Annotated in this window: 6 protein-coding genes; 4 read left to right on the forward strand and 2 right to left on the reverse strand. The window is 62.7% G+C overall.

Annotated elements, in window-relative coordinates; genetic code table 11:
- Nucleotides 1-4: 4 nt before the first annotated feature.
- The gene (locus QZ613_RS20500) at nucleotides 5-8,185 is read right to left on the reverse strand and encodes a SpvB/TcaC N-terminal domain-containing protein (RefSeq protein WP_291983806.1); all 8,181 of its coding nucleotides are present in this window, start codon (nucleotides 8,183-8,185) and stop codon (nucleotides 5-7) included.
- Nucleotides 8,186-8,538: 353 nt separating this feature from the next.
- On the opposite strand from QZ613_RS20500, the gene QZ613_RS20505 reads away from it, so the two are divergent.
- Nucleotides 8,539-9,483 carry a helix-turn-helix transcriptional regulator gene (locus QZ613_RS20505; protein WP_291866116.1) on the forward strand — a complete coding sequence of 315 codons (945 nt, stop codon included), beginning with the start codon at nucleotides 8,539-8,541 and terminating at the stop codon, nucleotides 9,481-9,483.
- Between the two features lie 407 nt (nucleotides 9,484-9,890).
- Here the strand turns inward: QZ613_RS20505 and QZ613_RS20510 are convergent, their stop codons facing one another.
- Nucleotides 9,891-10,544 carry a hypothetical protein gene (locus tag QZ613_RS20510; RefSeq protein ID WP_291983808.1) on the reverse strand — a complete coding sequence of 218 codons (654 nt, stop codon included), beginning with the start codon at nucleotides 10,542-10,544 and terminating at the stop codon, nucleotides 9,891-9,893.
- A 260-nt stretch (nucleotides 10,545-10,804) separates the two neighbouring features.
- Between QZ613_RS20510 and ssb the strand changes: the two genes are divergently transcribed.
- From ssb to QZ613_RS20525, 3 genes are all read left to right on the forward strand, one after another.
- Nucleotides 10,805-11,254 carry a single-stranded DNA-binding protein gene (gene ssb / locus QZ613_RS20515; RefSeq protein ID WP_291983810.1) on the forward strand — a complete coding sequence of 150 codons (450 nt, stop codon included), beginning with the start codon at nucleotides 10,805-10,807 and terminating at the stop codon, nucleotides 11,252-11,254.
- 83 nt (nucleotides 11,255-11,337) lie between these two features.
- The gene (locus QZ613_RS20520; RefSeq protein ID WP_291983812.1) at nucleotides 11,338-11,586 is read left to right on the forward strand and encodes a hypothetical protein; all 249 of its coding nucleotides are present in this window, start codon (nucleotides 11,338-11,340) and stop codon (nucleotides 11,584-11,586) included.
- Nucleotides 11,587-12,132: 546 nt separating this feature from the next.
- Nucleotides 12,133-12,966: a PD-(D/E)XK nuclease-like domain-containing protein gene (locus QZ613_RS20525; RefSeq protein ID WP_291983814.1), complete on the forward strand. Its 834-nt coding sequence runs from the start codon at nucleotides 12,133-12,135 to the stop codon at nucleotides 12,964-12,966.
- The last annotated feature ends 78 nt before the right edge of the window (nucleotides 12,967-13,044 follow it).

The following is a 13,044-nucleotide window of genomic DNA, read 5'->3' on the forward strand; positions in this document are numbered from 1 at the left end:
TCGGTCAGATCCAGTCCCCAGGCCGCGTGTTTACCACGACCGGGGCCACTTTACCCGGCACGAAATCCCCCTTCCAATCCCAGTAGCCATACTTCTCGTTGCGCTTTTCCACTTCGCCCCGCATCTCGAAGAACCCGAGACCCTTCGTCGTGCCTGCCATCGGGCCGCTGATGTATGTCTTTGTGTAATCGTTAAAGATCAGACCGTACTTGATTTCGATGAAGTACTCGCCCCCTGCGTCATCGAGCACGGCCCGTCCGATCCGCTCGTATCCCTGTTCGGCGATGTGCTGCTCACGGGCCATCTTCATTGCATCGAGCATGACCATGGCTCCGCCCGCGGCATTTAGCGTCGTGCCTGCGCCCTTAGGCAGACGCAAGCCGCGGGTACCCGGCGCAAGCTCCTCCGCCGTGAGGCCCGAGGCCGCCTTGAAGCCGGGCTTGTTTGGGACCCTACCGCCACCGAGCTTCATGTCGGCGGTGGACTCGAAGACAGCGGAACCTTTCTGTCCCTTGAGTGCTTCATAGTTCGCTGGTGGTATTGGCTCCTTGGCAATCGCAAGGTCTGTAGTACGCGCACCAGCAGGCTCTCCGCCTGGGTTTTTCCCGACAGAAATGACCCGTCCCTTGTTGAACCCGACCTCCGGGACAAGCTTCTGACTAGCAGTTCCAAAGTGTGGGACGTCCTTGGAACCAGCCGCTGCAGCCGACGAGCGGGCAGTTACATTTTCCTTTAGAGCCTGACCAGCCACCACCCCCTGTTTGGTGGCGTACTTCAGTCGGAGCTTCTTCGCGGTCTTCGAATTACCCGCTAACCTGTCTAGCTGGTTTCCAGTTGGAGGTGGAAGCTCTTTGCCACCTGTCGTGGCTCTGACGTCCCCTGTTTCGAGCTTCTTCCCTGCCTCGAATGCCGCCTCTCTTGCCTCGAACTGCGCAACGTCCTTAGGCGAGTTTGCCGGTGGCTTCTCGCCCTCAAGGCCGCTGGGATCGAACAAGACCGTCGGTCGACAAGTTGCATAGACGAACAGATTCGGACCGTCTTTCAGGCCGGATGGGTCGCTGCAAGACCATCTTCCGAGCCATGGAATGTAGTACCGCGCGCCGTTGTGGATAAACGCGCTCTCCTCATCCCGCTCCCTGCCCGTATATCGATACCGCTTGACCGTCTCGGTCTGGCTGCGCACCGCCTGATAGGTCGAGCTGCCGTAGGGAGAATACTCCTCGTAGGAAATGATCTGCGCTTGCTCATCCAGCTCCAGGCTGGCCGAGCCGAGATGGTTGCCGAACTGGTAGCGGATCAGTCGGCGCGGTGCTTGGTCATTTCCCACCGAGTCGAGCGTACGCGTCTCCACCAAGGCGATGCGCTGCTTGTCGTCCATCACGTGCAGCGTCTCGCGCTCCAGCGTGGCGGTGTCGGGGCCGATGGCACCGCCGTGCTTGCGGAAGATCTCGAAGCCGCCGAGATAGATGCGTTCTTCGCTAAGGCCCTGCGCTTTTTCGCAGACCTTGCGGATGCGTTGGCCTGCTGCGTCATAGACGTAGAAGGTACGCTCGCCGTGGTGGTCATCGCCGTCAAAATCTTCGGCGTTCACGCGCTGGCGCCGTGTCAGGCGCATTTGATCCTTGTAGTCCCATTGCATCTCTGCCAGTTGTGGCATACGCAGCATGTTGCCGTGCGTGTCGTGGGCGTAGACCTCGTCCGGCTGGGTTCCGACGGTAGTGCCGCTCAGGCGGTTGCTGAACTTGCCGGGCTCAGTCAGGCTGGCTTCGCCGTAGTTGTAGCGGCGTGTCCAGCCCGCATGCGCTGGGTCGCTGCCGCGATGCTGCATCTGCAGGAAGTTGCCGACCGCATCGTAGACGTAGCGCTCAATGTAGGTGCCCATCGCGGCAGCATCATTTGCCGCGAAGCGACCCGCCGGGTTGGCACTCAGGATGCCGGTGCGGCCGGCGTCGTTGTACGAATGGGGAATCGGTGCGCCGCCTTGCCCCTGGTGCTCGCGACCACTGGCCTGGATCAGCCGGTAGAGCGCGTCGTAGGTGTAGTCGTTGCTCGGCTCGACGCGCTGGTTGCGGAAGTAGACGGTCTGCTGCGCGTCGTCCTGGATGTGGGTGATGTTGCCGGCGGGGTCGTAGGTGTAGTGCAGGTTTTGCACCTGGCGGCCCGGCCAGCCGCCGACGGGGGGCTGCGGGTCGTCGCCGGGGAAGGCGGCCGCGTTGCGCCGGGTGAGAAGCTGGGTGAGCCGGAAGGTGAGCGGGTCGTAGCTGTAGCGGGTGCTGGCGCCGTTCTTGTAGTCGATGCGCTGGCGCTGGCCCTTGGCGTCATAGTCGATGTTGGTGACGCCGACCGGCGACGGCGCTACCGTATTGGGGTCAAGCAACGCTGCGGGTTCGGCGGCGCGCTCCAGCCACAGGTCCACCCGCTCCAGCAAGTTGGCCTCGTTGAAAACCGGCTGGATGACGTTGATCTTGTCGGGGTGCTGGGCCCGGGTCAGGTTGCTGTGCGGGGCGACGGACTGGGTGGGGCGGTTGAGCGCGTCGTAGCGGGTGCTGCCCTCGAAGAACTCGGCGTCGAGTTGCGGCTCCGCTGGCAGCAGCCAGTCGGGAATCGCTTTGTAGTTGCTGACCAAACGGCGCGTACTACGCAGCAGGTTGCCCTTGAAGTCGTAAGCTTCGGTGGGGCTGTCGTTGGTGTCGAGCCGGGCGTTGGTGGCGACGCCAGCGGAGTCGAAGTGGCGATAGATGCGGGTGCGCAGGTTCAGCGCTTCGGCGTTGACCAGGGCTTCGCCGTACTCGATCTTGTCGACCAGGATGTCACGGTTCAGCGTGCGCGGGTCGGAGGCCGCCTCACCGTTGGCGATGGTGCCGCGCACGGTCTGCTCTATTGGACGGCGCAGCGTGTCGTAGGTGGTGATGAAGTGGTGACCGCGGCTGTCCCAGGCGCGGATGGGCTTGCCGGCCACGTCGTTCAACATCCAGCGCGCGCCGGCTTCCATGCTGATCTGGTGGATGCGGTTGCCGAGCATGTCGTAGGCGTAGCGCATGACGATGCGCTGCTCGAGTTCACCTGCCCGCACGTGGCCAGTCGGTAGCCTTCGCTCGTCGAGAACGGCGCGCTGGTTGCCTTCGATGTCCAGCTCGACGCGGGTGGCGAAGCTCTCTTCGCTGCCGTCGAGGTCGTGGCCCGCGCAGACGACGCGGTTGCGCGCGACGGTCAGGAAGGGGCGACCGAGCGCGTCGAAGTGCGCGGTGGTTGGCGTATCGGCATGCGCTTCGGCGCGCAGGGCGGCGTTCCGCTCGTCCTGTCCGAGGGCAGGACCGATGCGCTGGGCATGCCATGGGCTCCAGGTTGCCGGCTGCCTTCTGAAGTACTCGGCAACGGTGCCGCCGATGTCGGGGTCGGTACGCGGGTCGCCAGTCTGCGGCGGCCTTGGATCGCCCGGCTGGGCGAGGCGCGGCGCGCAGGTGTCGTTGACGTCGTAGGTGGTCTGCTGCCAGGGGTCGAAGACGACCTTCTCGTACGTGTGGTTCGGGTGCAGCGTGGCGATGACGCGCTCGGCAGGGTCGTAGAACAGCACCGGGCTGACGCCACGGGTGGCGTTGAACTCGACGCCATGTGTGGCGCTGAAGAAGGGCTCGTACTGCCGCACCGGCTTGCCCTTGTTGTTGAAGACGGTCCAGCCGCTGCCGACCCAGCGTGGGTTCGCAACCGGGCCGCCTTCTACCAGAGGCCCGGGCTCGGCCTGGATCTTCTTCTGGATCTCGCGGCCGAAGCCGTCGGAGTAGCTGAAACTGAGCTGGATCTTCAGGCCCTGCGGTGGCAGCGGGGCTCTCGCATGCGTTTCCCGGGCGAGCGTGGCGGCGCAGGGGGGTTGCCACTCCGTCGGGTCGTTCGGGTTGGCCTGCTGCGTGCGGCGAAAACGGTCGAGGTCGTAGACGATGCGCGTGGTGGCGTCCCGCAGCAGCGCCGGGGCACCGGTATGAGGGTCGGCCGCAGCGAAGAAGGCGTCGAGCTGCGCTTGCGTGAGGTCGCTGACGAAGCCGCCGAGCGTGTCGCCCTCCGCCAGCGCGGGGAGTGGCTTGCCCATGACTGCCGTGCCGACCACCATGCCCAACGTGTCGAAGGCGACTTCGGTCTGGTTGCGGTTCGGGTCGCTGACCAGGCGCGGCTGCAGGACGCGGTAGTCGTTGCTGTCCACGGTGACGCGGTTGCCCAGTGCGTCGCGGGTTTCGACCATCAGCAGGTCGTTGGCGTCAAAGTCGACGAAGGCGTTCTGGCCAAAGGGATCGCGGTAGCGGCGCGGCAGAAAGAAGTGCTGCCGCGCCTGTACGAGTTCAACAGCGGCGCTTTCTGCCGAGTTCGTGCTGAAGAAGGTCTGTCCCGAGGAAATCCACCAATGGTCGTCGGGATCACTCGCTGGAAAGCGGCCGTCGGCCTTGAGTGTCTGGCTTTGCAGGTAGCCGCCCCGGTTGCCGGCCTGGCCAGCAAGCACGTCCGTCAGGTTGGGGAGTAATACTTCGGGTGGCTGGCCTGCGTGCGGGCGCTGGAAGACCTGTGCGAGCAATCCGGGGGTGAAAGCGAGCCTGTAGCCTTCGCCAGCAAGCGCGAGCGACTCCATTTCACCGAGCGGCAACAGGCCGCTCAGATTGTCGCGGCGGTAGAGCGTGCGCAACCATTCGATGGGACGACGGCGATGATTGCCGGCGGCGGTGGCCTCGTACGCGACTTGCGGGGCAGTGAACGTGTGCCGCAGGCGTTCGGGAGCAGCCGGGTCGGGCTCGACCAGATCCGACGCCTGGAACCGGCCAGCCGGGCCGGTAGCCGCGTAGCCGGTCAACTCGAAGGTGAGCGCCTCGCAGGGCAGCGGGTTGAAGTGCGTGTCGGGCGTGTCGACGGCGTTGGTGACACGGTTCTCGGTGTAGGTGAGCAGTGGCGTGGTTTGCCTGACTTGATCGGCGGCCTGTAGCCCCGTGAGGCCGGGGTTTGGCACCTGCCGGACCGTCCCCCGATTGTCGACGACACGAATCTGAGTACGGCGCCCGTAGCCGATGGCGGCTTGCTTGAGCATGTTGCCGTAGTCATCGACCTCCAGCGTCAGCGCGTGCTGGATGCGAGGATCCGCCGGGTTACGCTCGTAGTGATAGCTGATCGCCTCGCGCGCATGAGTGAAGAAGACGGCGTGGCGGTTGGCGCCTCGGGGCTGCAAGGCCCGGATGGTGTAATTCTGTTCGGTGACGGTGTAGGGGGCGCGAGCGCGTTCGATCTGTTCAGGCGTGGCGCTCGATCCGGCGTCATCGGCGTAGACCTCCTGGCGCAGCATCGAGCCCTTCAGCGCGCGGCAGGCTTCGCGCTCTTCGTCCAGGCTCAGGCTCGCGGGAAGCGCCGTGTCCGGCAGCAGCAGGGCTCGCGCTTCAGCGTCGGTCAGGCCGGGTTCGCGGAAGTACTCGCCCTGGTCGGTAGCGTTGAGCAGGCCGGCGAAGTAGTCGGAAACGTGATCGCGGCCGAGATAGACACCCGTGTGAAACCAGGTCTTGGTATGGACCGGAGGGACGTGCGATTGAGCATCGATGTTGTCTGCCGGCGCATTGCCGTCGGCCAGGGCCGAGAACTGTTCCGTATCCCACTGCTCGACCATTCCGAAGCCGCGGAATTCGCGTTCCTCGCCGTCGAAATAGCCGTGGTGGTAGGCGTAGCGGGTGACGAAGTGGTTGCGGCTGATGTGGTCGTAGGTTTCGACGCGCTCGACGACGTGCACCGGAAACGGCAGCCGGGTAATCCAGGGTGTGCCGTCGCGCTTGTCCAGCAGGTAGAACCTGGTCGACGGTGCGTAATCGACGCGGGTCTCTGCGCCGAGGTTGTTGATGGTCCTGACCAGCAGGTGCGGCTTGTTGCCGCCCATCAGGTTGACGTAGCGCATCGGTCGCCTTGCATCACCCGGCAAGGGCGAGGACCAGACCAGGCAGGCGGTGCCGTTGCCCAGCAGGTCGGTCGGCACGATGCTCACCAGATCGTCGATGCGCGGGAAGACATTCAAGACCTGTGGTTGACTCCAGCCATTGCCCGACTGGTTGAAGTACAGGCGCACGCCGTCGCGGTGCAGGTAGATGATGTCGGTGGTGCCACTGCCGTCGATGTCGGCCAGGCGGATGCGCCTGTGGTCGAACTGGTCGGGGTTGTCGAACCAGGGCGCGCTGTCCATCATCACCTTGGCGCCGAAGCGGCCGTAGCCGAGGTTGGGCCAGTAGCAGGCCTCGCCATTGCGGATGCGCGCGATGTCGGTCAAGCCGTCGCCGCTCATGTCGGCGAGGTAGATGGACTGGGTGCCATCTGCGAAAACGATGCGGGGACCCTTCTCCTCGTCGAGCGCCTGCGCGACGCGGCGGGCGGGGCCGAAACCTTTTTCGGCCAGCGAGGCATGCCAGACGAAGGCATCGTCCTCGGTGATCAGCACGTCCGCATGGCCGTCGCCGTCCAGATCGACGAACTTGAGGTTCGGGTCGCGCAGGTCTCGATTGAGGCGCGAAGTGAAGGGGCGGAAGTTCTGCCAGCCCTCGGCTTCGTCGTGCTCGTACAGGCCGGGCATGGGGCCGTCCATGACCACCGCGTCGGGCTGGCCGTCGCCTGCGAGGTCCATGAACGCGGCGCCGCCGCTCAGGGCGACGTTGGGCTTGAGGGCGACGGTTTCGAGTGCGGCGAAATTCGCTTTCACCCGCTCGCGGCCGTTAGGCAGCTTGTCCGGGATCGGGCTGAGGTTGCGCTTGTAGTACCAGGCGCCTGCCTGCTCGGAGAGGATGCCGGGGACGCCTTCGCCGTGCAGGTCGGTCCAGCGGTAGGTGCTGCCGTCCAGGCCGATGGGGAGGTTCTCAAGGCCCGCCGCATCGACCTCTTCGACCGTGTCCTGCACGGTGGGCTCGGTGTACTGGAATTCGACGGGTGGTAGGCTGCGCTTGTCGTAGCCGCCGTTGCTGCGGCGATAGCCGGCCTGGGTGACCGCTTGCAGGAAGGTGTAGACCGGATTGCGCACGTCCGCGGGGGCGACTTCATCAGAGTATGTGAAGTCCGTCGAGCGCACCAGGCAGTCGCGTTCCACGCCTGCTTCGCCAGGAAAGTGGTGAAACATCAAGACGCGCTGGCAAAGACGCGTGGTGCGGACTTCGAATCCCGCGCGATAGGAGGAGCACGGGTCTGGCCGATAGTTCCACGTCCCGACATCGTTGGGCTTGGGGGCGGCCGCATCGTGCTCGCCGTAATCGAACACGACCTCGAACATCCACTCCGCGTTATCGAGCTGTGCCTGCGTGAGCCAGCGCGGGCGCTGGCCCGAGTCGTTGAGCAGTGTCGTGCGGTTGCCGTAGTGGATACGCTTGAGGTAGCGGTTGGCCTTGCGGCGGGCATCGTCCCGTAGGCCACGGTTACGCTCGTGAGCATTGTCGAGATGGACGCCTTGCCCGTCTTCCTCGCTGTAGCGGTAGAGGACCGCGTTACCCTTGTCGTCCCGTGTCTCACGGATCAGCCAGGTGAAGATGCGGCTTGCATCAAGAGGGTCGGCGATGCGCGAATTGGCGTCGAACCCATAGAGGGTGAGGATGTTGTCCCTGGAGATCGAGCGCCAATGCACGTCGCTTGGCGAGCCGATCCTGCTCCAGCGCTCGATGCGAGCAAAGAGTCCCTCGATACGCGGACGGTAGCGGCGTACGCTGTAGCCGTCGATCTCGTCTTCGTGAATGAGCAGGTGACCGGACGGGTCGCGAACCCAGAATCCGGCGGGGTCGCGCTGGTGGCCCGTATGACCGGCGACCCAGGCTCCATCCACATCCCGCCGATAGACTGGTACCAAATCCTCGGCACCGGAGAGGATGAAAACATCCGACCCGTTTGCGTCAAGATACTGCGGCAGCCCCTTTTCGGTCTTGCGCGTGATTGACGGCAGCGACAGATTCCAGCCAAAACCAAACGGGCCATTGCCGGCGCCGGAATCGTAGGACAGCGAAAGCCGAGGTCCAAAACCCGAGCGCCCCGGACTTGTGGCGATCGGTACCGACATCGAACCGGTACCGGTAACCGGATTGGCCGCAAACTTCTCGCCGATGCCCTTGATGCCGCCACCGCCTTTGGGCAACTGAAGCGTCGGCGCGGACGATGTTTCGGCCGTGCTTCCCGTTGAGCGCTTTGCGTCTTCGAGCGTCATCCGTCCCCCCTCCAACTACCTACCGCGATTTTGGCTCGGCTACCACCCGTACGGATCAATACGGCATTTCCGAGGTGGTGCGTCCGGTGTTGTTTTCCCGAGCTTGAATGAGTCGATGCAGAAAAGGACGTGCGGATTCGCGGCAAGGTACTGCGCCAACGGAAAGCAGGCGGGCACGAGGCGAAGGGAGCCTGCGCTATCAACACGGCACGCAGCTTATCGCATCGCATACACTGAACACATCATCCAAATGGATGACGGCGGACAACCGCGACCGATTGCACAGGGCCTCGCGGTGCCCCCATCTATAGCGAAGTCACGTATGGCCAAGTTGTTGGCTGGAGGGGCGGGCAATGGACGATCGGCAGGGTATTGTTCGCTTGGCCAACAAGCTTTCGCCGGCCGCTACAGACCGGAAATCTTCACCGCGCACGCTTGATTCGTTGTCAGCTGGCGGTCACTCCAGGGATAGCCGTGACTGGGAGTGCCATCACGCCAAGGATCATCCACTCAGCGGTGGCGCTTCGCGAGCAAGAATCAGCTCGTGCAGGAAGACTCATCCAGACTGCGATTTTTCGGCGAGTGGGGGCAGTCAATGTCCCGAATGTGCATTTCAGGATGACTCGCCTCTGAAACCAGCGCAGGTCGACCGACTCGTCGAATCTCTACTCCAGGATGGTACGACCCGTGGGCTTGTCGAACAGGCCGTGCATGAAGTCTATTCTTGGCATGTCGCGGCCATTCTCCTGCAGGATGACGCACTCGTCGTCGGCTGCGATGATCGAGGGCAATCTTTTCTCAAGAATGCCTGCATTATGAAAGTGGCCAATGGCTATCTGCATTGCAGTGACCCGACATATCAACCGCGGTTCCTTGCCGCTCTTGAGAAAACAGCATGCACAGGCCGGGCTGCGAATCTTCTTCTCTACCCGATCGGGCATCCCGAGCAGCGCTTCAGTATGGCGCTTGTGAAAATTCAGGATCGGAAGGCGACAATTCAGAAGTGCGATAACTCCAGCTGTTCCAACATCCTGTGTGTGCTCTCACCGCTGGACCAGAGAAGGTTTGCCACAGGAAGGCAACTCATGGAATTGTTCGCGCTGTCTGCCGCGGAAGCACGTCTCACCCGCGCCCTCTGCCAAGGGAACTCGCTCGAAGAGTATGCAAGTGATCAGGGATTGAAGCTACCTACCGTGCGGACACAGTTACGATCGGTCCTGGCCAAGACTGGAACCGGGCGCCAAGCTACGCTTATCCGGCTTGTCGCCGGAATCCCCGTTATTCGTGAGAGCGGGTAAGGAGTTCTTTTCGAACCGTCCCGCGTATCGCTGGGCAGATGCTTGCCTTTCCCTGGGCGGGACGACGATGGGGTCATTCCCACTCAATTATCAACAAAAAACATAAGTAACTGATATTAATAACAAAAATAAGGACTGACGTCAGACGATACCAAGAATAATACCAGCACCAAAGGAAGGCTCGAACTGGTGTTCGTCTGTTTGACGATGCGGTTGCATCGTCAATCATCGGGCTGGTCGCACTCCCCAAGTAGCAACCGTTGCGAGTCTTCAACGGACTCCTTTAGTTGGGTTCGGTTCAGCCGACTAGTTGGTTTGGCGGTACTCGTTGAAGTTGTGTGGCGCCGCGCCACCATTCCGGCCGGCACCTTCGGCCTTCCGCAAGGCGGCCATGCGCGAGAGAGATTTTACTCGCCTTCGGGGAGCTTCACCCGAGTGTGGTCCGTCGGAGAATTCTCAGCCCCCGTTTCCGGACCGTTACTCTCAGCCACCGTCTCGCTCGCCGTTTCCTTCCGCCGTGCCGCCAGCACCGCACGCGTAGCGAGCTGCCGGATCTGTCCGGCCAGACGAAGGATTCGCCGCTTCCATTCATAGACCCCGCGCGCGTATTGGCTGTCGCTGATGACGCATGACAGCCAGAGCGCATCCAGGTGGGCCATCATCGCGTCGAACTCACGGATGATCGCCAGGTACTTGATCGAGCGCGGCGAGGTGATCTGCACATCGATGGTCTTGGCGCTGGTGTAGCCGATCGCGGTTTCGATGCCATTGCCCTCGGCAACTTCCTTCAGCCGCAGCGACTCCTTGCGAATCTCCTCCAGGGTCTGGTCGATCTGAGTATCGACCAAGGTATCGACTTCCTGCGCCTGCTCTTCGCTGCCGATGAATCGCAAGACCACGCTCAACGAGAACAGTGCGTTGGCGCACATCTCGTAGCCACGGTCGAAGATCTGCTGCGCGTGCAGCGAATTGAGCAAGGCCTTCTGCGTCAGGAAGGGCCGGCTGTTGTCCTGCCGGACCGATGGAATGTGCGTCGAATCGTTCCTCTGTCGCTGTGCCATCTGTCGTCTCCCGGAGTGTCGATCAAGCCCAGCGTATCGCTTGCACTGCGAGCGCGACCTTCGAAAAGCGCCCAGAAGCGACGCATTTCAAACTCCTGCGACGACCGTAGCGGCAGAGAATTCAGCTATCTCTCGTTCCGTCTATGACGATCGAAGTGAAGGTAGCTGGCCTTCTTCATAAACAGCATTCTCTCCAACCCCCGGCGGGGTAGCCCCGTCAGGATACGGCGGCGTCCCTGCCTTTCTTGTCAGGAGGCCATATGCCCTCGTTGAACAGAGTCACCCTCATCGGCCATCTCGGCGCAGACCCCGAGGTTCGCTACACCCAGAACCGAGAAGCGATCGCCACGATCCGGATCGCGACGACGGAGATCAGCAAGGACAAGTCATCCGGTGAACGCAAGGAAACCACCGAATGGCACCGCGTGATCTTCTTCAACCGTACCGCCGAAGTCGTCGGCGAGTACCTCAGAAAGGGCTCCCCGATCTACGTTGAAGGTCGCATCCAGACCCGCAAGTGGCAGGACGGCGCAGGTCAGGATCGCTACGTCGTCGAGATCATCGGCAGCGAAATGCAGATGCTCGGCGCTCGTCCATCGGCGAAGGACGCCAAAGCATCGGGTTCCGTCCGGCGTCGTGCCGACACGGTTTCGTCTGACCAGGCAAGCAGTTCAGCCGTCGACGAAGTGCCGGCCATGGAGCCGTTCTGAGCAGGTCGTCACGTCTTTTCTCCACCGGGCGGTCGTTCTCCCGGACCGGGAGCCGACCGTCCTCCACCTCAGGAGGTTCGCTCATGGAACGTGTCATTCTCGTCCTCGCCATGCTGGCAGGGCTTCACTTACTTCTGTCGTTTCTCCGTTGCTCAGCACAAGGCCTCAAGAGCTTGTTGAACCGTAGACCTGAAGCGATGGCAGCGTCCGAGCCGGTGAAGGTCACCAGCACCCATTGGCAGCAATACGACCGACCGGCTTACCAGCGCCGGACCGGGATCGACATCGATCCCGCCAAGAGCGGTGAGGCTTCGTTTGAAGTGATCGCCTGAACGCTCATCCCCCTGCGGGGCATCGCCTCCGCATCAGGGGAGGGATGCCCTTTATTTCTTAATGGAGGCATCTCATGGCACTCGTTCTTCTTTCTTGCTGCATCACCGGCTGGATCATCAGCCGTCCGATTGTCCGCGCGCTGGGGCTCTGAACATGCCTTTCGACCCCACACACGATCAAGTCGTGCAATCCAATCCGCTTCTCGTTCGGCTTTTTTCGGCGCTCTCGATGGCGCGTGCTTGCGATCTCCACCAGAGACTCCAGGCAGGGCGCACCGACCCGGAAACGCGCCAGCTGCTCCGACGGGCTCTGGCCCTCTCGAAGCAAGAACAAGCAGCGAACTGAACCACGCCCCGGCTTGCCGGGGCTTTCCCGAGTACGTTTCCTGAGCGCCCTCCGGAAAGCAGGCTTTGATCGAGCGATTCTTCGCCCGAGCAAGTCGCGGTAGCTGGCCGCACGAAACAAACAGCATTTTCATCCACCCAGCCGGGGAGGCCCTCTCCGGAAGGGGTTGGTGACTCCGGCTTTTTTCTTCTGGAGGCACCATGGACGTCAGACATCCTGGCCTGCTGCGCATGCCGGCCAAGCAATACCACGCGGATCAATCGATCGGCCATTCGGGAATCATCAAGCTGCTCAAGAGCCCCGCGCATCTGCGCGAAGCCCTCGATCATCCGTCGCCGCCAACGCCGGCGATGGCGTTTGGGTCCGCGGTTCACACCCACGTCCTCGAACCGGATCGTTTTTCCGAAGAGTTTGCGGTGGTCGAGAAGTTTGATCGCCGCACCAAGGAAGGCAAGGAAGCCGCCGCCCGCTTCGAACAGGAGAATCAGGGCAAAACCCTGATCACTTCTGACGACCTGGCGACATTGACCCGAGTGCGCGCCGCCGTTCACGCGCACGAGGGGGCGGCTCGCCTGTTCACGCAGGGAGAAGCCGAGCTGTCGGCATTCTGGACTGACCCGCTCACCGGGATCCCCTGTCGCTGTCGTCCGGACTGGTTCAACGGGACGGCCGTTGTGGATCTCAAGAGCTGTGTCGATGCCAGCAGCCGCGGCTTTTCTCGCGCCATCGCCAACCTCGGCTACGACATCCAGGCGGCGTTCTACGTCGATGGAATGAAAGCCGTGACCGGCACGGAGCTTCCCTTTCTCTTCGTCGCCGTCGAGAAGGAGGCTCCCCATGCCGTGGCGCTTTACCGGGCTGACCCCGAAATCATCGAGGTCGGTCGCAAAAAGTACCGGGCAGCACTGCAGCTTCTGAAGTGGTGCCAGGATGCCGGAAGCTGGCCGGCTTACCAGCCCGGGGGTGAGATCGAATTGATCTCGCTACCGCGTTGGGCAGCCAACACCGACGCTTTCGAGTTCGACGCCGCCTGATCGGCGGCCATTCTTAGTTTATCAACCCCGGCGGGGAGACCAGTCCCCGCTCCGGGAGGCATGGTGTCTCCGCCATTT

Origin of the sequence: Candidatus Accumulibacter sp. ACC005 (assembly GCF_907163215.1) — a bacterium.
Lineage (GTDB): Bacteria > Pseudomonadota > Gammaproteobacteria > Burkholderiales > Rhodocyclaceae > Accumulibacter > Accumulibacter regalis.

Coding starts and splice junctions, on each gene's coding strand:
- QZ613_RS20500 (WP_291983806.1), bottom strand. CDS start 8,185: ATGACGCTCGAAGACGCAAAGCGCTCAACGGGAAGCACGGCCGAAACA.
- QZ613_RS20520 (WP_291983812.1), top strand. CDS start 11,338: ATGGAACGTGTCATTCTCGTCCTCGCCATGCTGGCAGGGCTTCACTTA.
- QZ613_RS20510 (WP_291983808.1), bottom strand. CDS start 10,544: ATGGCACAGCGACAGAGGAACGATTCGACGCACATTCCATCGGTCCGG.
- ssb (WP_291983810.1), top strand. CDS start 10,805: ATGCCCTCGTTGAACAGAGTCACCCTCATCGGCCATCTCGGCGCAGAC.
- QZ613_RS20525 (WP_291983814.1), top strand. CDS start 12,133: ATGGACGTCAGACATCCTGGCCTGCTGCGCATGCCGGCCAAGCAATAC.
- QZ613_RS20505 (WP_291866116.1), top strand. CDS start 8,539: ATGGACGATCGGCAGGGTATTGTTCGCTTGGCCAACAAGCTTTCGCCG.